This is a genomic window from Hyphomicrobium sp. CS1BSMeth3, assembly GCF_900117415.1.
In the GTDB taxonomy this organism is placed as follows: domain Bacteria; phylum Pseudomonadota; class Alphaproteobacteria; order Rhizobiales; family Hyphomicrobiaceae.
Genome location: NZ_FPEI01000002.1, coordinates 45,258 through 64,438, shown reverse-complemented (window position 1 = coordinate 64,438; position 19,181 = coordinate 45,258). Strand labels below are relative to the sequence as shown.

General features: G+C 65.4%; 18 protein-coding genes. 11 read left to right on the top strand and 7 right to left on the bottom strand.

All coding sequences use genetic code 11. The annotated features are described in order from the left end of the window. Position 1: 1 nt before the first annotated feature. Positions 2-745 (bottom strand): 16S rRNA (uracil(1498)-N(3))-methyltransferase, encoded by a 744-nt coding sequence (locus CS1BSM3_RS00290; protein WP_072385225.1) that lies wholly within the window; start codon positions 743-745, stop codon positions 2-4. Between the two features lie 112 nt (positions 746-857). Between CS1BSM3_RS00290 and CS1BSM3_RS00285 the strand changes: the two genes are divergently transcribed. Next, positions 858-1,415, top strand: coding sequence for a DinB family protein (locus CS1BSM3_RS00285; protein WP_072384979.1), 558 nt, complete (start codon positions 858-860; stop codon positions 1,413-1,415). Between the two features lie 7 nt (positions 1,416-1,422). On the opposite strand, the gene CS1BSM3_RS00280 is transcribed toward CS1BSM3_RS00285, so the two are convergent. Both CS1BSM3_RS00280 and CS1BSM3_RS00275 read right to left on the bottom strand, forming a co-directional pair. Further along, positions 1,423-2,184 (bottom strand): SDR family NAD(P)-dependent oxidoreductase, encoded by a 762-nt coding sequence (locus CS1BSM3_RS00280; RefSeq protein ID WP_072384978.1) that lies wholly within the window; start codon positions 2,182-2,184, stop codon positions 1,423-1,425. Positions 2,185-2,204: 20 nt separating this feature from the next. Next, a complete protein-coding gene (locus tag CS1BSM3_RS00275; RefSeq protein WP_072384977.1) occupies positions 2,205-4,226 on the bottom strand; it encodes an NADPH-dependent 2,4-dienoyl-CoA reductase in 2,022 nt (673 codons plus the stop codon). 139 nt (positions 4,227-4,365) lie between these two features. Between CS1BSM3_RS00275 and thiL the strand changes: the two genes are divergently transcribed. Further along, the gene (thiL, locus tag CS1BSM3_RS00270; RefSeq protein WP_143149023.1) at positions 4,366-5,376 is read left to right on the top strand and encodes a thiamine-phosphate kinase; all 1,011 of its coding nucleotides are present in this window, start codon (positions 4,366-4,368) and stop codon (positions 5,374-5,376) included. Here thiL and gcvA read toward each other — a convergent pair. Then, entirely contained in the window at positions 5,285-6,343 is a 1,059-nt protein-coding gene (gene gcvA / locus CS1BSM3_RS00265) for a transcriptional regulator GcvA (RefSeq protein WP_072384976.1), read from the bottom strand. The two genes, thiL and gcvA, sit on opposite strands and share 92 nt — an antisense overlap. Before the next feature lie 109 nt (positions 6,344-6,452). Here gcvA and CS1BSM3_RS00260 point away from each other — a divergent pair, with 109 nt between their 5' ends. Continuing rightward, entirely contained in the window at positions 6,453-6,641 is a 189-nt protein-coding gene (locus CS1BSM3_RS00260) for a hypothetical protein (protein ID WP_072384975.1), read from the top strand. A gap of 73 nt (positions 6,642-6,714) precedes the next feature. Here CS1BSM3_RS00260 and surE read toward each other — a convergent pair whose 3' ends face one another. Then, entirely contained in the window at positions 6,715-7,491 is a 777-nt protein-coding gene (surE, locus tag CS1BSM3_RS00255) for a 5'/3'-nucleotidase SurE (protein WP_072384974.1), read from the bottom strand. A gap of 246 nt (positions 7,492-7,737) precedes the next feature. On the opposite strand from surE, the gene CS1BSM3_RS00250 reads away from it, so the two are divergent. Beyond that, positions 7,738-8,643 (top strand): alpha/beta fold hydrolase, encoded by a 906-nt coding sequence (locus CS1BSM3_RS00250; protein ID WP_072384973.1) that lies wholly within the window; start codon positions 7,738-7,740, stop codon positions 8,641-8,643. A gap of 166 nt (positions 8,644-8,809) precedes the next feature. Beyond that, entirely contained in the window at positions 8,810-9,115 is a 306-nt protein-coding gene (locus tag CS1BSM3_RS00245) for a hypothetical protein (protein WP_072384972.1), read from the top strand. A gap of 15 nt (positions 9,116-9,130) precedes the next feature. On the opposite strand, the gene CS1BSM3_RS00240 is transcribed toward CS1BSM3_RS00245, so the two are convergent. Both CS1BSM3_RS00240 and proS read right to left on the bottom strand, forming a co-directional pair. Further along, the gene (locus CS1BSM3_RS00240) at positions 9,131-10,099 is read right to left on the bottom strand and encodes a site-specific tyrosine recombinase XerD (protein WP_072384971.1); all 969 of its coding nucleotides are present in this window, start codon (positions 10,097-10,099) and stop codon (positions 9,131-9,133) included. Between the two features lie 44 nt (positions 10,100-10,143). Further along, positions 10,144-11,490: a proline--tRNA ligase gene (gene proS, locus CS1BSM3_RS00235; RefSeq protein WP_072384970.1), complete on the bottom strand. Its 1,347-nt coding sequence runs from the start codon at positions 11,488-11,490 to the stop codon at positions 10,144-10,146. Positions 11,491-11,791: 301 nt separating this feature from the next. On the opposite strand from proS, the gene CS1BSM3_RS00230 reads away from it, so the two are divergent. The 6 genes from CS1BSM3_RS00230 to CS1BSM3_RS00205 all read left to right on the top strand — a co-directional run bounded on the left by CS1BSM3_RS00230 (position 11,792) and on the right by CS1BSM3_RS00205 (position 19,176). Further along, positions 11,792-12,790 carry a 2-hydroxyacid dehydrogenase gene (locus CS1BSM3_RS00230; protein ID WP_072384969.1) on the top strand — a complete coding sequence of 333 codons (999 nt, stop codon included), beginning with the start codon at positions 11,792-11,794 and terminating at the stop codon, positions 12,788-12,790. A gap of 143 nt (positions 12,791-12,933) precedes the next feature. Continuing rightward, positions 12,934-13,839, top strand: coding sequence for an LURP-one-related/scramblase family protein (locus tag CS1BSM3_RS00225; protein WP_072384968.1), 906 nt, complete (start codon positions 12,934-12,936; stop codon positions 13,837-13,839). A 69-nt stretch (positions 13,840-13,908) separates the two neighbouring features. Then, a complete protein-coding gene (locus tag CS1BSM3_RS00220; RefSeq protein ID WP_072384967.1) occupies positions 13,909-15,189 on the top strand; it encodes a serine hydrolase domain-containing protein in 1,281 nt (426 codons plus the stop codon). A 150-nt stretch (positions 15,190-15,339) separates the two neighbouring features. Then, positions 15,340-16,638, top strand: coding sequence for a serine hydrolase domain-containing protein (locus tag CS1BSM3_RS00215; RefSeq protein WP_072384966.1), 1,299 nt, complete (start codon positions 15,340-15,342; stop codon positions 16,636-16,638). Positions 16,639-16,702: 64 nt separating this feature from the next. Continuing rightward, positions 16,703-17,926, top strand: a complete 1,224-nt coding sequence (locus CS1BSM3_RS00210) for a serine hydrolase domain-containing protein (protein ID WP_072384965.1) — start codon at positions 16,703-16,705, stop codon at positions 17,924-17,926. Between the two features lie 29 nt (positions 17,927-17,955). Beyond that, positions 17,956-19,176 carry an aminotransferase class I/II-fold pyridoxal phosphate-dependent enzyme gene (locus tag CS1BSM3_RS00205; RefSeq protein WP_072384964.1) on the top strand — a complete coding sequence of 407 codons (1,221 nt, stop codon included), beginning with the start codon at positions 17,956-17,958 and terminating at the stop codon, positions 19,174-19,176. The last annotated feature ends 5 nt before the right edge of the window (positions 19,177-19,181 follow it).

The following is a 19,181-nucleotide window of genomic DNA, read 5'->3' as shown; positions in this document are numbered from 1 at the left end:
CTCAGCGCCAGTCACCCAACACGGCATTGACCAGCGTCAGCGCGGCGACGGCCGCCGTGTCCGCGCGCATGATGCGCGGTCCCATGGCGATACGCACGACATAGGGCTGCGCGACCAGCGCCTCGCGCTCCTCGGGTGCGAATCCGCCTTCGGGGCCGATGAGCACGGCGAGTGGGCCTGGTCCGATTCCGCGCAGCACCGCGATCGGATCGGCAATCGGTGCGCCTTCATCGCAAAATATGAGGCGCCGCCCGGCATCCCAAGAAGCGAGCACCTTCTCCAACCGCTCGGGCGCTGCAACCTCGGGCACGCGCAGGATGCCGCACTGCTCGGCGGCTTCGATCACGTTGGCGCGCATGCGCTCGCCGTTCACGCGCTCGGCGACCGTGTACCGCGTCAGCACGGGCTGAAGGCGTGCGACGCCCATCTCCGTCGCCTTCTGCACCATGTAGTCGAGGCGCGCGCGCTTCAGCGGCGCAAAGAGATAGTGGAGATCTGGGCCGCCCGTCTGCGGGCGCATTTGCTTTTCGAGGACGAGGTTCGCGCTCCGCTTTCCCGCGACCTCGATCCCCGCATACCACTCGCCGTCGCGCCCGTTGAAGACGAGCACGCCGTCGCCATTGCCAAGCCGCAGCACGTTCAGGAGATAGTTCGCCTGCTCGCGCGCGAGCGGCACGATCGCGCCATTGCCGAGATCGGCCTCGACATAAAGGCGTGGGCTGCGGAAGTCATAGGGCTCAGGCATGACGGACACGCGATGCTGGGCACGATCCGGCGGGGAACGCTTTCATGCTCTCCGCCTAACACATGCCTGTGCGGTTTTGTAAGATGGCTCCATCAAAACGGGAGGATGTCCCATGAGCGTTCGTCATTTCCGCAAACTCGCCCAGGCCAACCGCCTTGCAAATCTCCGCCTGATGAATGCCTGCAAGCAGCTTCAGCCCGGCGAGTTCGAGGCAAAGCGCACGAGCTTCTTTCCATCCATCAAGGCGACACTCAACCATAATCTCACGATCGATTGGTTCTATGTGGATGCGCTCGAAGGCGGCACGCTCGGACCGAAGGCGTGGGATCCGGAGGAGCCGTTCGATGCCATCGGACCGCTGGCGGACGCGCAGACCGCCGTCGATAAGCGCCTGTTGGCCTTCTGTTGCAATCTGACGCCGGACCGGCTCGTGGGGCTCAGCCGGGTGCATCGTGCGAAACGCATCCAGGTGACGCGCACCGACGACCTTCTGGCGCATCTCTTCCTGCATCAGGTGCATCACCGCGGACAAGTGCACGCCATGCTCGCCGGAACGTCCGTCAAGCCGCCGCAACTCGACGAATTCATCCTCGACGGTCCCGCGGACACGAATGCGCGTGTCCCCGAGATGACGGCGCTCGGATGGACCGAGGCCGAGCTGATGGGCTGATCACTAACTACAACGTCAATCCACCATCCACCGTCACTGTCTGCCCCGTCACCATGGACGCGCCGAAGCCGAGGAACACGATCACCTCGGCAATATCATCCGGCGTGCAGCGGCGCTTGAGCAGCGCGCCGTCGCTCATGGCCGCGACCTGCGCGTTCGTCCACTCGACCATCCAGGGACTGTCGACCGATCCGGGCGCGACGGCATTGACCCGCACCTCCGGCGCGAGTGCTCGCGCGAGGTTCTGCGTGAGGCTGACGACGCCCGCCTTTGTCGCGCCATAGGCGAGGCTGCTGCCGGGAAAGCCGAGGCCGGCGATGGAGGCTGTGCTGACGATGGCGCCGCGCGAGGCTTTGAGCGCCGGTGCCGCCGCTTTGGCGCAACGAAACACGCCGAGCAGGTTCACCTGAATGACGGTCTGCCAGAGCTCTTCCGTGATGAGGTCGAGCTCGGGCGGATCGATCTTGCGCCGCGTGCCCGGTGTGCCGGCGTTGGCGACGAGCAAATCCAGGCGCCCGAGCTTCTGGACAGCGCTCTCCACCATCCGTACGGCATCAAGGGCATCGCCGACATTGCCCGGCGCGGCGACCACGTCCATGCCTTCGCCCGAGAGCCGCGCCACGACTTCCGCGCCGCGCGGATCATCCGCGAGATGGTTGATCGCGACCTTCGCGCCCGAACGCGCGAGTTGCTCGACAGCGGCGAGACCAATGCCGGATGCGCCGCCGGTCACGAGCGCGGTCTTGCCGGATAGATCGTAACGGATCATCGTTCCCTCCATTTTTATGATTAGAACGAGTAGGCGAGCCGCACGCCCTGGTCGATCGCGCGCATGGCGTCGAGCTCGGCAGCGACATCGGCACCGCCGATGACGTGCGGCGGCGTGCCGGCGGCGACGAGCTTGTCGGCGAGCGTGCGCTCGCTCTCCTGGCCCGCACAGACGACGATCGTATCGACGGGCAGCACGCGCGCTTCCTCGCCGACCAGAATGTGCAGGCCCTCTGCGTCGATCTTCTGGTAGGTCACGCCCGTGAGCTGTGCGACCTTGCGCTTGGCGAGCGTAATGCGCAGCACCCAGCCCGTGGAGAGCCCCAGCGTGCGGCCCATGCGGCCCGGCTTTCTTTGCAGCATGACGATCTGCCGATTGATCTCGGGCTCGGCCGGTGTCGCGAGCGCGCCGGGGACTGCAATGCCGGTGTCGACGCCCCATTCGTGCAGGAAGTGCGCGACGTTGGCGGCCTCCTTCTGCGAAGGGCCCGAGAGGAATTCAGCAACGTCGAAGCCGATACCACCCGCGCCGATGATCGCGACGCGGCGGCCCGCCTGCACGGCCCCCAAGAGAATGTCGATGTAGGAGACGCAGCGCGGATCCTCGATGCCGGGAATGTCGAGCGTGCGCGGTCGCACGCCGGTCGCCACGACCACCTCGTCATACTGGCCCGCGAGATCGCTGGCTTCGGGGGCCTTGCCCGCTTTGAGCGCCACGCCGCGCGTCTCGATCATGCGGCCGAAGTAGCGGATGGTCTCGTCGAACTCCTCCTTGCCCGGGATGTTGCGCGCGATGTTGAGCTGCCCACCAATGGAGGGCGCCGCTTCATAGAGCGTCACGTCATGGCCGCGCTCGGCGGCTGTCGTCGCGCAGGCAAGGCCGGCCGGACCGGCGCCGACGACCGCGACGCGTTTCTTCTTCTGCGGCTTGGGGAAGGCATCGAAGTCGAGCTCGCGGCCCGTGACAGGATTGACGAGGCAGCTCGCCGCGCGGCTCGAGAAAATGTAGTCGAGACAGGCTTGATTGCAGGCAATGCAGACATTTATTTCGTCCGATTTACCAGTCCGCGATTTGCGCATGAAATGCGGATCGGCGAGCCAGGGGCGCGCCATGGAGACGAGATCGGCCGTGCCGGACGCCAGCACGTCTTCCGCGAGTGCCGGCGTGTTGATGCGGTTCGAGGCGACGACGGGGATCTTCACCGCATCTTTCAGGCGCCGCGCCGCGAACGTCCACGCCGCGCGCGGCACCTTCTGCGCAATGGTGGGAATGCGCGCCTCATGCCAGCCAATGCCCTGATTGAGGATGGAGGCGCCGGCGGCCTCGACGGCCTTGGCCTGCGCGACGATCTCGTCGCCCGTGAGCCCGCCCTCCACGAGGTCGATCGAGGAAATGCGATAGATGATGAGGAAGTCGTCGCCGACGCGCTGGCGCACGCGCTTCATGATCTCGACAGGCAGGCGCAGACGGTTCTCGAGACTGCCGCCCCAGTCATCATCGCGGTCGTTCGTGCGCTTCGCCGTGAACTCGTTGATGAGATAGCCTTCGGACGCCATGATCTCGACGCCGTCGTAGCCGGCTTCGCGCGCGAGCGCGGTCGAGATGGCGAAATCCTCGATCGTGCGTTCGATGTCCTCGGCGGTCATGCGCCGCGGCTGCAGCGGATTGATCGGCGACGCGAGTGTCGAGGGGCCGACGAGACCTTTGTGCTTGGCATAGCGGCCCGCGTGCAGGATCTGCAGTGCAATGCGCCCGCCCTCGGCGTGCACGGCGCTGATGATGCGCCGGTGCTCGGGCACGTGCTCGGCGCGACTCAATTCGGGTCCGCCCGGACCGAAGAGCCCGTCGGCGTTCGGCGAGTAGCCGCCCGTCACGATCAGCGCCGCCTCGCCCCGTGCGCGCTCGGCATAGAAGCGGGCCGTGCGCTCCACGTGCCGGTCCAGGTACTCGAAACCGGTATGCATGGAGCCCATGATGGCGCGGTTCGGCAGCTTGATGTAGCCGAGGTCGAGCGGGGCCGTGAGGTGCGGGAAGGCGTTCATGATGGCTGTTTCCGGCTGAAGTTTATTGATGGTTATTCCCGAGATGTGCCACACCGGACGCGCTCGTGCCTACCGGGATCGTGCGGCTTCACCCTAAATCCATGGTAGTGTTCTGAAAAGTTAGGACGGAGAGGCGCGCGTGAGCGGCACACGCATCGATAGCGAGGACGAACTCGTCCGCACATTCCTGGCGCCGCTGGCAGCCGGTTTTCCCGGCGCGCTCGGCCTCAAGGACGACTGCGCGGCGTTCGCGCCGACGCCCGGATCGGAGCTCGTGCTGAAGACGGATCCGGTGGTCGCCGGTGTACACTTCTTCGCGGATGATGATCCGGCGGACATTGCCTGGAAGGCGCTCGCGGTGAACGTTTCGGATCTGGCGGCAAAGGGGGCGACGCCGCGCATTTATCTCATGTCGCTGTCGCTGCCCGAGGCGCCCGAGCGTGAATGGATGGCGCGTTTTGCCGAGGGTCTCGGTGCTGCGCAGCGCGCGTTCGGCATCCACCTCGCCGGTGGCGATACGGATCGCACGCCGGGACATCTTTCCATGGCGATCACCGTGATCGGCGAGGTGCCGGCGGGGTGCATGGTGCGGCGGGCGGCAGCTCAGGTCGGCGATGTGCTGTACGTGTCCGGGACGCTGGGGGATTCGGCGCTCGGTCTCGCGCTCAAGCTGGATGGTGCGCTCGCTGCGCGGCTCGGCCTCAGCGCGGACGAGGCGGCATACGCGATCGGGCGCTATCTGAGGCCGCAGCCGCGTGTGGCGCTCGCCGAGGCCCTGCGCCTGCACGCGCGCGCGGCCATGGATCTTTCGGATGGATTGATGAAGGATCTCGGCCGCATGTGCCGCGCCTCGGCTGTCGGTGCGATCGTGAAAACGGCTGATCTGCCGCTCTCGCCGGTCATGCGGCGCGCGCTCATTGCGGAGCCGGCGCGGATCCGGGACGTTGTGGCCGCCGGTGACGACTACGAAATTCTCGCGGCAGTTGCTCCGTCGGCGTGTGCTGGCTTCGAGGCGGCGGCTCAGCAGGCCGGCATCGCGGTGACACGGATCGGCGAGGTCACGTCGGGGCCTGACGTGCGCGTCCTCGACGCTGAGGGCGTGCCGCTGGCGCCGGGGCGTTCGGGCTGGGATCATTTCCAGCCGCGCTGACGCTGCGCCGTCCCCGTTTGCCTTCGCTGACTGGCTGCGGGCTGTCGTCCGTGCAGGCAAGACCAAGCTTCGCCGCCTCATCGAGGATCCAGGCGCAGAAGGCCGCGATCTTGGGCCGGTTTTCATGCCCCGCCGGGCAGACGATGTGGAATGAGCGCTCCGAGCGCAGGCTCAGCGAGAGAGGGAAGACGAGGCGGCCGACCCGCACGTCGTCAATGGCGAGCGAGCGCACGCCGAGCAGCACGCCCGCGCCCTCCAGCGCCGCCTCGATGGCGTGATCGGCGCTCGAGAAGTGCAGGCCGCGGCTCAGGTCCACGTGCTCGGCACCGGCGGCCTTGAGCCAGTCCATCCAGGTCGGCAGGCCGAACATGCGGCCGAGCGAGGCGTCATGAATGATCGGGAAGCGTGCGAGATCGTCTGGGGTCTCCAGCGGCCCGTACTGCTCGATGAGGCGCGGGCTGACGATGGGCAGTGTCTCGATCTCGAGGAACTTGCGCGACCAGAGCCCCGGAAAGGGCCCCGTGGCATTGCGGATCGCCACATCGACGCCATCGCCGGCGAAGCTCGCGAGCATCAGGCTCGCCGAGACGCGCACATCCAGCTCGGGATGGGCGGCGAGGAAGCGATGAAGGCGCGGCACGAGCCACTTCGCGGTGAGGCCCGGCGGCGCGCTGACGACCAGGATCTGGCCGTCGCCCGTCTCCATAACCCGTTCGACCGACTGGCGAATTTGGGCAAAGGCAGCATTGAGCCCGGGGTACAGCAGATCACCGGCCGGCGTCAGCGAGATCGTGCGGGCACTGCGGTTGAAAAGCCGCTCGCCGAGGAAGGCCTCGAGCCCCGCCACCTGATGGCTGAGGGCGGCCGGCGTCACGTTCAGTTCCTCCGCAGCCCGGGAAAAGCTGAGGTGCCGGGCGGTTGCCTCGAAGGCGCGGAGTGCGTTGAGCGGGGGCAGCAGCTTGGGCATCGATCGATTAGTTTATCTCAATCATGGGGTGAGGAACGCTCGTTTGTATCACGGAAAATCCTGAGGCATATAGAGTGCACAAACAAAACAAGAGTTGAGGTGAGCTAACATGAGCAACAGCATCTGGGACCACCCGGAGATCACCACCGAGCTCATCGAGAAGTCGATGCGCAAGGCCCGTATCGAGCGGTCGAAGGCCGTGTGGGCCATTCTCCAGAACCTGTTCTCCCGGCCGGAGAGCCGCGAGACGGACAACGCCGATTTCAGCCTCAAGCAGCCGAAACTGCGGCTGGGTTGAGCAGAGTAGCGGGGCGCGGATTCGTACGCCCTCCCCTTAGACGCCGCGTCCCGATCCTTGCGGGGCAGCTTGGTCAGAGCACCAGGCTGCCCCGCAGCTTTTGGTGCATTCCGCGGTCGGTCATGTTCATCGACAGGGGCGTGACCGAGATGCGGTTGTTGTAGACCGACCAGAGGTCCGTGCCCTCGCGCGGGTTCGAGCGCCGCCGCGCGAAACCGAGCCAGTAGTAGGGCGTGCCCCAGGTATCGAGCCGCTCCTCCACGCCGAGGGGATTGATGTCGCGCCGCCCCTGCGCCGTGACGTCGATGGCCACGACCTCGTCCGGCAGGCAATCTGGGAAGTTGATGTTCATGAGCACGCCCGCCGGCCACTCGTGCGTGAGCAGGTTGCGGATGATGCGCGGGGCGTGCGCGATCGGCGTCTCCCAGCGGAGGTTGTCGGCCGGCGAGCGCATGCCATAGGAGAGCGAGAGCGCCATGGAGCGGATGCCGAGAAGCGTGCCTTCGAAGGCGCCCGCGATCGTGCCCGAGTAGGTGACGTCCTCGGCCATGTTGGCGCCGCGATTGACGCCGCTCAGCACGAGATCCGGCCCGCCATCGCGCATGACGTGGCGCGTGCCCATGATGACGCTGTCCGTCGGCGTGCCGCGCACGGCATAGACGCGCGGGCTCACCTCGCGCATGCGCAACGGCTCGTTGAGCGAGAGCGAATGGCCGGTGCCCGACTGGTTCGTCTCAGGCGCGAAGACCCAAATCTCTCCATCAGCCCCGGCGACTTCCTCGGCGATCTGGCGCAGCGCGTGCAGGCCAGGGGCGTCGATGCCGTCGTCGTTGGTCACGAGAATGCGCATTGGGCGTGAGGGCTCCAGCTCGGTTTGGCCGGCCGGCTGTCGCCGATCGGCTTGTTTTAAGATACCATGATAACTGCTTAAGATGACAGTGACGACGCCCTCGCTGGTTGCGGTACAGCCTGGCTCTCAGCAGCGGCCAGAAGCTCTAACCGTTTGAAGCCGAATGAGTTTCTAGCCAATCGGCGCGGCATGGGCCGACCCTATCGGGCCAATAAAGCGCGTCCACCAGCCAATTTGGAGTGATCCATGCTCCGCAATCTTCTCGCTGTCATTGCTGCGCTCGTGGCGTCGCCATGCACCGCGCAGGAACTCTCGTATCCGGCGACTTTCACGACCAGGGAGATCGCGACGAACGGCGCGACGATCCACGTGCGCGTCGGAGGGAAGGGTCCGGCGATCCTGCTCCTGCACGGCTATGGTGAGACCGGCGACATGTGGGTGCCGATGGCGGTCGAATTCGCGCAAAAGCACACCGTCGTGGTGCCCGATCTCCGCGGACTTGGCCTGTCGTCGAAGCCGGCCGGTGGTTACGACAAGAAAACGCAGGCCGTCGATGTGGTGGGCGTCCTGGACACGCTGAATCTTGGTCGCGTGGATGTCGTAGCGCACGACATCGGCAACATGGTGGCCTACGCCTTTGCTGCCCAGTATCCCGATCGTGTGAGGAAGCTCGTTGTCATCGATGCGCCTATCCCTGGTATTGGGCCCTGGGAGGAGATCCTCAAGAACCCGTTGCTTTGGCACTTCCGTTTCGGAGGCCCCGACATGGAGCGTTTGGTTGCCGGCCGCGAGCGCATCTACCTCGATCGCTTCTGGAACGAGTTCTCGGCCACGCCGGCCCGCTTCAGCGAAGCAGCGCGCGAGCATTATGCCAAGCTCTATGCGCTACCGGGGGCCATGCACTCCGGCTTCGCTCAGTTCGCAGCCTTCGACCAGGACGCCGCCGACAACAAGGCGTTCCTGGCAAATGGCAAATTGTCGATGCCAGTACTGGCCGTCGGCGGCGAGAAATCGTTCGGGCCGATGATGGCAACCATCATGCGCTTTGCAGCCAATGACGTGCACGAAGCCGTCGTGCCGGAATCGGGTCACTGGATCATGGAAGAAAATCCAAGGGCCACGATCGAAATCGTGCGCGCTTTTCTGGAGTGACCGTAAGAGAACGCGCATCGAGATGGCTTGTGTGCGCGGCTTATCTCAGCCGAGTGCGAGAACGTCAGATGTCGGCGTGATGTCCGCGCGGGCCGACATGGAAAAATGCCCACGAGTCAGGTAGATTCACCGAATCCAACACGAAATCCCGCATGGAGACATCGCCATGATCGAGAGAACGATGCTGGTGGCGGCCGGGAAAAAGGCCATGGTGCCCCGGTTGTTCAAACGGATGCTTCAGATCGCGACTGCGGTTGCGCTGACGGCGAGCGTGCTGCTGATCGTCATCGTCGGCAACGGCTTCCTGGTCGGGAAGGCGCCGAGCTTCCGCAGCGGCTGGAACGTCTGGCTGTCCTTCATCCAGCGGCCCGACATTCTCTCGACCATGATCCTGACGGCCGCGGTCGCGGTGGCCTTCGTCTACTGGCAGCGCAATCAGGAGCGCAAAGCGGGCGGCGCGAGCCGGTCGTAGGGCCGAGGTCGGGCCTCAACCCGAAGGCTCCGACTTCGTGCGCGCCAGCGGATGGTGCTCGTAGACGATCTTCTTGAGCCGCTCTTCGAGCACATGCGTGTAGATCTGCGTCGTCGAGATATCGGCGTGGCCGAGAAGCTGCTGAACAGCGCGCAGATCGGCACCGCGGTCGAGCAGATGGCTCGCGAAGGCATGGCGCAGCACGTGCGGGCTCACGCGCTCGGGATCGAGGCCGGCCTCGCTTGCCAGCTCTTTGAGCTCGACGCCGAGATGCTGGCGCGTGACGTGCCCCTCGGCACTGCGCGCCGGAAAGAGCCACTTCGCGGGTCGCAAGGTCGGTGATGTGTTCTCCGGATCGGCGAGCGCGGTGAGATAGCGATCGAGGGCCATGCGCGCCTCGTTGTTCAGCGGCACGAGGCGCTCGCGCTGGCCCTTGCCGGTGATGGTGAGCACGCGCGGGTCACCGCTCAGCACCTGACGCGGCAGCGCTACCAGCTCCGAGACGCGCATTCCCGAGGCGTACAGCACCTCCAGCATGGCGTGGAGCCGCAAGGCGCGCAGCCGCTCGCGGCCTGTGGCCGTTTCCGTGCGCCGCCGTGCGGTCTCGAGCAGGCGCTCGACCTCGGCAATGGATAGCGTCTTCGGAAGGGCGCGCGCGAGCTTCGGACCGCTCAGGCCGGCGGCGGGGTCCTCCTCGACGATCCCCTCCATCATGAGAAAGCGATAGAGCTGGCGCACGGCGGAGATCTTTCGCGCGCGCGTCGCTGTCGCGAAGCCCTGATCCGTGAGGTGGGTCACGTAGGCCGTCAGGCCGGCCGGCGAAGCATCTTCGACGGCACAGCCGAGATCATCGAGGAACAGCGCCAGGTCCTCGAGGTCGCGCGCATAGGCGTCGAGCGTATTGCGGGCGGAACCTTTCTCGGCCGCCTGCATCTCGAGGAACGTGCGAATGTGGGTCCGGCTCGCGGGATCCGGCTGGTTCATGCAACCGATTATCCCGCGATTCGGGGGCCTTCAGCCAGAAGCTCTCAGGCCAGATCGCGGCCCGTGGTTACGAGGTCGATGACCTTGGCGACGGCGGCGTCGATGCCGATCGTCTCCTTGGCGCCGCCCTTGCGCGTCTTGATCTCGGCCTCGCCGGCCTTCACGCCCTTCGGCCCGATCACGATCTGATAAGGAAGGCCGATCACGTCCATGGTCGCGAATTTGCCACCTGCGCGCTCGTCCGTGTCGTCGTAGAGCACGTCGATGCCGGCATTGGTCAGCTTCTCGTACACCGCATTAGCGGCCGCATCGGTGTCCTTGTCGCCCGACTTGAGATTGACGAGCCCGACCTCGAAGGGCGCGACCGGCACCGGCCACACGCAGCCCGCGTCGTCATGGCTCGCCTCGATGATCCCGCCGACGAGGCGCGAGACGCCGACACCATACGAGCCCATGTGCACGGCGACGAGCTTGCCGTCCGGGCCCTGCACCTTGCAGCCCATGGGTTCGGAGTACTTCGTGCCGAAATAGAAGATGTGGCCGACCTCGATGCCGCGCGCCGAGACCTGCTTGTCGGCGGGCACCTCGGCCACAAACTTCGCCGCATCGTGCTTCTCGTCGGTCGCGGCGTACTGCGAGGTCCACTGCTTGATGATCGGCGAGAGATCGCCGTCGAAGTCGACGTCCTTGCCGGGCACGGGCATCTCGACGAGATCCGTGTGGCAGTAGACCTGGCTCTCGCCCGTATCGGCGAGGATGATGAACTCGTGGCTGAGGTCGCCGCCGATCGGGCCGGTATCCGCCGCCATGGGGATCGCCTTGAGCCCCATGCGCGCGAACGTGCGCAGGTAGGCGACGAACATGCGGTTGTAGGCGTGGCGCGCCGCCTCCGCGTTCAGGTCGAACGAGTAGGCATCCTTCATGAGGAACTCGCGACCGCGCATGACGCCGAAGCGCGGGCGCACCTCGTCACGGAACTTCCACTGGATGTGATAGAGATTGCGCGGCAGGTCCTTGTAGGACTTCACGCTGTCGCGGAAGATCTCGGTGATCTGCTCCTCGTTGGTCGGCCCGTAGAGCATGTCGCGCTCGTGGCGGTCCTTGATGCGCAGCATCTCCTTGCCGTAGGCGTCGTAACGGCCCGACTGGCGCCAGAGGTCGGCCGACTGAATGGTCGGCATGAGCACCTCGATGGCGCCCGAGCGGTTCTGCTCCTCGCGCACGATCTGCTCGATCTTCTTCAGCACCCGGTAGCCGAGCGGCAGCCAGGAATAGATGCCGGCGCTCGCCTGCTTGACCATGGCGGCGCGCAGCATGAGCTGGTGGGAGACGATCTCCGCCTCTTTCGGCGTCTCGCGCAGGACCGGCAGGAAGAAGCGTGTGAGGCGCATGGGGGCTCTCGACCAGGGTGTTGCGATTGCCGTTGCGGCTATCGCAACGGGTTGTTGATAGGGTGTTGTGTTTTAACGCAAAGAGGCTGTTGCGATAGTCTTGCGTTTATCGCAACGCCCCGCCTGCTCTAGCGGCTTCCGCGCGGCGAGGCAATGCGGTGCCTCCGGGGCGGGCGCGAAGGGCTGAAATAGTGTGCAATGCACTGTCATTCCTTGGCTTTGAGTTCCCGCGGGGCTTCTGCTAGAGAGGGCCGAGGTTGCGGCAGGCGGCTGCCGCAAGAGTGAGCTTCGGACATCCCCCATGCCCAATGCCCCCAAAAAGCCCCTCGTCATCGTCACGCGCAAGCTGCCGGAGATCGTCGAGACGCGCATGCGGGAGCTGTTCAATGCGCGGCTCAACCTCGATGACGCGCCCCTGTCGCAGGCCGCCCTCGTCGAGGCCGCAAAGGCCGCCGAGGTCCTGGTCCCGACGGTGACGGACCGCATCGATCGCGCCGTGCTGTCCCAGGCCGGGCCCCAGCTCAAGCTGATCGCCAATTTCGGCACGGGTGTCGACAACATCGACCTCGACACGGCGCGCAACCGCGGCATCACCGTCACCAATACGCCGGGCGTCCTCACCGAGGACACGGCCGACATGACCATGGCCCTCATCCTGGCCGTGCCGCGCCGTCTCGTCGAAGGCGCGACCCTGCTCAGGGACCCGCGCGCGAACTGGGGCGGCTGGTCGCCGACCTGGATGCTCGGACATCGCATTTTCGGCAAGCGCCTCGGCATCATCGGCATGGGCCGTATCGGCCAGGCCGTGGCGCGCCGCGCCGTCGCCTTTGGTCTGCAGGTGCACTATCACAACCGCCGCCGTCTGCCCGAGGCCGTCGAGCAAGAGCTCGATGCCACCTACTGGGACAGCCTCGACCAGATGCTGGCGCGCATGGACATCATCTCGGTGAACTGCCCGCACACGCCGGCGACCTATCACCTGCTCTCGGCGCGGCGCCTCAAGCTGATGAAGCCAACGGCCTACATCGTGAACACGGCGCGCGGCGAGGTGATCGACGAGAACGAGCTTGCGCGCCTCGTCGAGTCGGGCGCGATAGCTGGCGCCGGCCTCGACGTGTTCGAGAACGAGCCGGCGATCAATCCGAAGCTGCTCGCGTCGCCGCGTGTGGTCGCCTTGCCGCACATGGGCTCGGCGACGATCGAGGGGCGCGTCGACATGGGCGAGAAGGTCATCATCAACATCAAGACCTTCCTCGACGGCCACTCGCCGCCGGACCGTGTCTATCCGGCCATGTTCTGATTGTCACATCGGAACCGATCACTTTATCCGCGGGTTATCCACAGTGTCGGGCGCCGCCCAAGGTGTGCCCGGTGCTATGTTTTCCGACGATTCGCCCATGCTTTGTCTCTGCGTGCGGGCACCCGTGAGAGGGGAGGCCGGTCATGGCAGACGGCAGCAGGACGATCGAGATCGAGGCAGAAGCTGCGGGCGCTGAGGCGGCCCGCGAGGCGAAGGCCGAGGCCTTCGAGCAGGCGGCTTCAAAGCTCCCCATTCCGTCTGGCAAGCGCACGCAGCGCGTGCGGCGCGGCAAGGGCGACTGGCACGAGTTTATCGTCGACGTCTGGATCACCAATTTCAACTCCGTCGAGTTCGGCATCTTCAAGCACAGCCGCAACCGCGCCAAGTCACGCCAGTTCACGACCGACATGGACGTGTTCGCCGAGGTCATCGAGGGCGGCCAGCGGACGGGGCTCATCGCCTATCGCGAGGAGCTCTGGAAGAAGAAGGAGGGCATGGATCGCCGGCTCGTGCTGCGCCTGTTCGGCGACAAGCTGAACTGGCGCGCGACCATGGACCTCATGCTGGCGCGCTCGCTCCAGCTCACGATCGGCGCGCGCGGGATTCCAGTGTCGGCCTACTCGATCAATACGGGCGAGCAGGTCCACAACATCTACCTCGAGCGCTCCGCAAACAAATGGCCGCTCATGCCGGAGAACTATTCGTTCTTCGTGCTCGATAATCACCAGCCGATCCTCTATCGCCTGCGCCGCGACATGATCGACCTCGGCGGTGATTTCAAACTCTACGATGCAGCCGGGAACATCGTTGCCTTCCTGGACGGCAAGGTGTTCTCGCTTGGCGGCAAGTGGCGCTGCCGCATTCTGCGCGATCATGCCGATCCGCGCTTGCTGCACGTTCTGAAGCTGTTCTGCGCCAAGGAGGTGTTCGCGCGGGATGTTCGCAATCACCTCAAGGCTTTGTGGCGTGGCGTGCGGTCGGGCCGGATCATCCCGAAGATCGACCGCCAGGAAGCCGACCTCTACATGAACCCGCGGCGAATGCGCTAACGGCGGCGCCGTAATTTTCGACTACAACTCAGGGCATTCAGGTTCCCGGTCCATGCGGGAGGCTTCCTCATGTCCATCCTATCGAAATGCGCCATGGCCGCCGCGCTCGTCCTGGCGCTGTCTGCCTTTGCGGCCAAGGCTGCGGATCCCCTCCCCCTGCCAAACGCTGATCCGGTCTCGCTCGGCCTCTCCGCGGATGGGCTGAAGACGATTGCCGATACGCTCAATGCCGACATTGCCAAGGGGCAGATCCCCGGTGCGGTGCTCCTCATCGCGCGGCACGGCAAGATCGGCTTCTTCCAGGCCTTCGGCGCGCGCGACCCCGACACCAAGGCGCCGATGACCACGGACGCGATCTTCTCGATTGCAAGCATGACCAAGCCGATGGTCTCGGTCGGCATCATGATGCTGGTCGAGGAGGGCAAGATCGCGCTCTCCGATCCGGTCGGAAAGTATCTGCCTCAGATCGCCGATCTGCGCGTCGCCGTGGATCCGGATGCGAAGAGCGGTGAGGTCGAGACACGGCCAGCAAAACGCCAGCCGACGATCGAGGATCTGCTGCGCCACACCTCCGGCATGACATCCGGCAATCGCGGCAAGTCGGCGGTGAACAAGCTCTGGCCGTACAGCGGTGCGCGCGCGGCAGTGAGCATGACCAGCGATCAACTCCTGGATACGATCGCCAAGCTCCCCCTGCTGCATGATCCCGGCACGGCGTGGGACTATGGCTTCTCGACGGACGTGCTCGGCTTGCTCATCGAGAAGATATCCGGCCAGAAGCTCTCGGCTTTCCTGTCAGAGCGCCTCTGGCAGCCGCTCGGCATGAAGGACACGGGCTTCGTCGTTCCCAAAGACAAGTGGGATCGCTACGCGCGCGCATTCCCGCTGAGCCCGCGCACGGGCAAACCGCAGCGCGTGCTGCACGCGGAAGGCAAGCCGCTGAAATACGAATGCGGGACCGGCTGCGCTGTCTCGACAGCGGCGGACTACATTCGCTTCACGCAAATGCTGCTGAACGGCGGCACGCTCGACGGCAAGCGCATTCTCAAACCTGAAATCGTTGCCGACATGACCACCAACCACCTCGGCGCGGATTTCGGCGTGAATGCCGAAGGGACGCGTCCCGGCTTTGGCTTCGGCCTAGGATTTGCCGTGCGCCTGAAGCCCGGCACGCCCGCCGCACCCGGTGACGTCGGTGAGTACAATTGGGGCGGCGCTTATGGGACTTATTTCTGGAATGACCCGAAGCTCGGTCTCGCGGTCGTGTTCATGTCGCAGGCGCCAGGGCCGATCCGCTATCACTACCGCCGGCTCATGACCAAGCTCGTGCTCCAGGCGATCGTTCAATAGGTGCGCGGCGTGCGTTCGCATTCGCAGCAACGCATTGCCGCGTGACCTGCCCTTCGACCATGGCGTAGTTCCGCCACTTGAGTTGGTTTATCCTTCCGAAATCTCCGGCGCCGCCCAAGAGCGCCGGGCTTTGACGGGAGGATTCCAACCATGCCTGCATCGAGTGCCTTGAAAGGACTATGCGCGGCCGCGCTGATGGTGCCGCTGGCCGCTGCTGCCCATGCCAATGGCAAGGACCCGCTGCCGCGGGTGGATCCGGCGACGGTCGGCCTCTCGCCCGAGCGCCTCGCGCGCATTGTGCCGGCATTCAAGAGCGAGATCGAAAAGGGGCGCATCCCGGGCGTAGTCGTTGCGATTGCCCGGCGCGGCAAGCTCGCTTACTTCGAGGCTATCGGTGAAATCGATCCGGCGACCAAGGCGCCGATGACGACCGATGCGCTGTTCTCGCTGGCGAGCATGACCAAGCCGATGGTGTCGGTCGGCATTATGATCCTCCATGAGGAGGGCAAGCTGTTCCTCAACGACCCCGTCGGCACGTATCTGCCGCAGCTCAAGGACATGAAGGCCGCCGAGGTCACGACGGACGCCAGTGGCAAGCAGACCGTCGGCACCCGCGCCGCGAAGCGCCAGCCGACCATCCAGGATCTTCTCCGCCACACCTCGGGCCTGACGTATGGAGGGCGTGGAACCACGCCGGTGCACAAGCTCTGGCCGGCCGGCTCCGGCAGTGCCGTGCTGCAGTTCACCGGTCCCGAATTCCTCGAGACGATCAGCAAGCTGCCCTTGCTGCACGATCCGGGAACAGTGTGGGACTACAGCCTCTCGACTGATGTGCTCGGCCTGGTGATCGAGGCGATCACAGGCAAGCCGCTCTCGGCTTTCCTCTCGGAGAGGATCTGGGGGCCGCTCGGAATGACGGACACCTCGTTTGCGCTGGCCGACGACAAGAAGGGCCGCTACGCACGCGCCTTCCCCAATGACCCGCTGACCGGCAAGCCCCAGACGGTTCTGCATGCGGGCAGCAAGCCCATAAAGTTCGAATGCGGGGGCGCCTGCGCGGTGGCGACGGCTGGCGACTACATCCGCTTCTCGCAGATGCTGCTCAATGGCGGCGTCCTCGATGGCAAGCGCGTTCTCGGCAAGAAGACCGTCGAATACATGACCGCCAACCACCTCGGGCCGCAAATCGCGAACAACGTCGCGCTTACAGATCCGTCGCGGGAGGGCTACGGCTTCGGCCTCGGCTTCGCCGTGCGCATGACCCCGGGCGTTGCCGGCGTCTCGGGGACGGAAGGCGACTACAACTGGGGCGGCGCCTACGGCACGTTCTTCTGGAACGACCCGAAGGAGCAGCTCACGGTCGTATTCATGTCGCAGGGGCCTGGGGCGATCCGGACCTATTATCGGAAATTCGTGAACACGCTGGTGCTCCAGGCACTCGTCGAGTAACGAAATTGGCGAATGGCGCCGCCGGGGCAGATTCCGGCGGTACGCACGCGAAGGAGACAAGCCCATGCCGTCCGTATCGATTCCCAACACCGTCCTTCAGCGGGCCGCGCCCGCGGAACTCGGTTTCGACGTCGGACGGCTTGGCCGCATCCGCGAGGCCATCGACCGCGACGTGGCCGCGGGCCTCATCCCCGGTGCCGTGATCGGCATTGCGCGGCACGGCAAGATCGCGCTGCTCGAAGGCTATGGCTTCCGCGACAAGACGGCCGGCACACCCATGTGGGCGGACGCCGTCTTCTCCATTGCCTCGATGACCAAGCCGATGGCCTCCGTCGGCATCATGATGCTGGCCGAGGAGGGGCGCCTTCTCCTCGGCGATCCCGTCTCGAAGTTCCTGCCGCAACTCGCAGGCATGAAGGTCGCGAAGTCGATCACGAGCGATACGCTCGAGACCGTGCCGGCCGAGCGCGAGATGACCGTGCAGGATCTGCTGCGGCATACCTCGGGTCTCACGTATCAGAACCGCGGCACGAGCGCGGCCTATCGCGCCTATCCCGTGCACGGGACGAGCGCGGCGCTCAGCAAGGACGACTTCCTCGTTCAGCTCGGCAAGGCACCGCTGCTCTTCCAGCCGGGCACGACCTGGGAGTACGGCCTCTCGACGGACATTCTCGGCTTCATCATCGAAGCCGTCTCGGGCCAGCGCCTCGGCGCGTTCCTCTCAGAGCGCCTGTGGCAGCCGCTCGGCATGGCCGACACGGGCTTCGAGCTCACCGATCACACACGCGAGCGCTATGCGCGTGCGTTGCCCAAGGACCCGCTGACGGGCGATCCGCTGGTCGTGCATCATGCGACGGGCAAGGTCTCGAAGTGGGAGTCGGGCGGCGGTGGCTGCGTCTCGACGGTGGCGGATTATCTGCGCTTTTCGCAGATGCTGCTCGATGGTGGTGTCGGAAATGGCCAGCGCATTCTCGGGCGGAAGACGATTGCCCTCATGACGTCCGACCATCTCGGCGACAAGATCGTCAATCGCCTGACGCAGACCATGGATCCGGCCTTTGCGGGCTATGGCTTCGGCCTCGGCTTTGCCGTGCGCAAAGAGCAAGGCCTCTCGGCAGCCAACGGCACGGCCGGCGATTACTACTGGTCCGGCGTCTACGGCACGTACTTCTGGAACGACCCGACTGAGCGCATGACTGTCGTCGCCGGGATCGTGGCGCCAGGCCCGCTTCGGCTCCGCTACCGCCAGCTCATTCGTTCGCTCGTGCTCCAGGCGATCGTCGACTGAGCACTACTGACCAGCAGGATCGACCAGACATGACCGCCGCCCCGACCGGACTGCACGCGCTCGCCCAGGGCGTGATCCTTTCTCCCTTCACGCGCCTGCGCCGCCTGCTCGAAGGCATCGAGCCTGGGATCTCGCCGCCGATCGAGATGATGGTCGGTGAGCCGCGCGAGGTCATGCCGAGCTTCGTGCCGGACAGGATGGTCGAAGCCAGGGAGACGCTCGCCAAGTACCCGCCGATCCGCACGAGCGAGGAGCTGCGCAAGACCATCGGGGCCTGGATCGAGCGGCGCTACGGCATTACGGGCAGCATCGACGCACTGCGCCACGTGCATCCGCTGAATGGATCGCGCGAGGGGCTCTTCTTCGCGATCCTGCCGGCGGTCGGTCGCAAGGTCGTGGAGGGGCGGCCGGTCGTGCTCCTGCCCAACCCCATGTACCACGCCTATCTCGGGGCGACGTACGCGGCCAACTGCGAGCCCGTGTTCCTCGATGCGACGGCCGAAACCGGTTTCTTGCCCGATCTTGACGAGCTGGAGAAGCAACCCGAGATCCTCGCGCGCACGGTCGCCTTCTATCTCTGCTCGCCGGCCAATCCGCAGGGCGCCGTCGCCTCGCCCGACTACATCCGCAAGGCGCTCGCGCTCGCGCGCCAGTACAACTTCATGCTCTTCTTCGACGAGTGCTACTCGGAGATCTACACGCAGGAGCCTCCGATCGGTGGCCTGCAGGTGGCGGCGGGCACGCCCGAGGGCTTCAAGAACATCATCGTCTTCAATTCGCTCTCGAAGCGGTCGAACCTGCCGGGCCTGCGCTCGGGATTCGCGGCAGGCGACGCCGATTTCCTCGAAATCTTCGCCGAGATTCGCAATCTCACCGCCCCGCAGATGCCGGGCGTCGTCCAGCACGCATCCGTCGCCGTCTGGAGCGAGGAGCAGCACGTCGCCGTCATCCGGCAGGCCTACCGCGCCAAATTCGACGTCTGCGACGAGCTGCTGAAGGGCAAGTTCGGCTACAAGCGCCCTGCTGGCGGCTTTTTTCTGTGGCTCGATATGAGCCATCTCGGCGGCTCTGTGCCGGCAACCGTAACGCTTTGGAAACGCTGCGGTGTAAAGGTTGTCCCAGGTGCCTATCTGGCGCAGCCGAATGCGCGTGGGGTCAATCCGGCCGAGCAGTACATTCGTGTTGCCCTGGTGCACGATGTGGCCACGATCCGGGAAGCACTTCAGCGTATCGTTGCGGTCGAGGCGTAGCAGCA

What these genes read in the sequence shown, in the direction of transcription:
- CS1BSM3_RS00240 (WP_072384971.1), bottom strand. Translation starts at nt 10,099, where the DNA reads ATGAACCAGCCGGATCCCGCGAGCCGGACCCACATTCGCACGTTCCTC.
- proS (WP_072384970.1), bottom strand. Translation starts at nt 11,490, where the DNA reads ATGCGCCTCACACGCTTCTTCCTGCCGGTCCTGCGCGAGACGCCGAAA.
- CS1BSM3_RS00215 (WP_072384966.1), top strand. Translation starts at nt 15,340, where the DNA reads ATGCCTGCATCGAGTGCCTTGAAAGGACTATGCGCGGCCGCGCTGATG.
- CS1BSM3_RS00230 (WP_072384969.1), top strand. Translation starts at nt 11,792, where the DNA reads ATGCCCAATGCCCCCAAAAAGCCCCTCGTCATCGTCACGCGCAAGCTG.
- CS1BSM3_RS00220 (WP_072384967.1), top strand. Translation starts at nt 13,909, where the DNA reads ATGTCCATCCTATCGAAATGCGCCATGGCCGCCGCGCTCGTCCTGGCG.
- CS1BSM3_RS00250 (WP_072384973.1), top strand. Translation starts at nt 7,738, where the DNA reads ATGCTCCGCAATCTTCTCGCTGTCATTGCTGCGCTCGTGGCGTCGCCA.
- CS1BSM3_RS00225 (WP_072384968.1), top strand. Translation starts at nt 12,934, where the DNA reads ATGGCAGACGGCAGCAGGACGATCGAGATCGAGGCAGAAGCTGCGGGC.
- surE (WP_072384974.1), bottom strand. Translation starts at nt 7,491, where the DNA reads ATGCGCATTCTCGTGACCAACGACGACGGCATCGACGCCCCTGGCCTG.
- CS1BSM3_RS00275 (WP_072384977.1), bottom strand. Translation starts at nt 4,226, where the DNA reads ATGAACGCCTTCCCGCACCTCACGGCCCCGCTCGACCTCGGCTACATC.
- CS1BSM3_RS00205 (WP_072384964.1), top strand. Translation starts at nt 17,956, where the DNA reads ATGACCGCCGCCCCGACCGGACTGCACGCGCTCGCCCAGGGCGTGATC.
- CS1BSM3_RS00285 (WP_072384979.1), top strand. Translation starts at nt 858, where the DNA reads ATGAGCGTTCGTCATTTCCGCAAACTCGCCCAGGCCAACCGCCTTGCA.
- CS1BSM3_RS00245 (WP_072384972.1), top strand. Translation starts at nt 8,810, where the DNA reads ATGATCGAGAGAACGATGCTGGTGGCGGCCGGGAAAAAGGCCATGGTG.
- gcvA (WP_072384976.1), bottom strand. Translation starts at nt 6,343, where the DNA reads ATGCCCAAGCTGCTGCCCCCGCTCAACGCACTCCGCGCCTTCGAGGCA.
- CS1BSM3_RS00290 (WP_072385225.1), bottom strand. Translation starts at nt 745, where the DNA reads ATGCCTGAGCCCTATGACTTCCGCAGCCCACGCCTTTATGTCGAGGCC.
- CS1BSM3_RS00260 (WP_072384975.1), top strand. Translation starts at nt 6,453, where the DNA reads ATGAGCAACAGCATCTGGGACCACCCGGAGATCACCACCGAGCTCATC.
- CS1BSM3_RS00280 (WP_072384978.1), bottom strand. Translation starts at nt 2,184, where the DNA reads ATGATCCGTTACGATCTATCCGGCAAGACCGCGCTCGTGACCGGCGGC.
- CS1BSM3_RS00210 (WP_072384965.1), top strand. Translation starts at nt 16,703, where the DNA reads ATGCCGTCCGTATCGATTCCCAACACCGTCCTTCAGCGGGCCGCGCCC.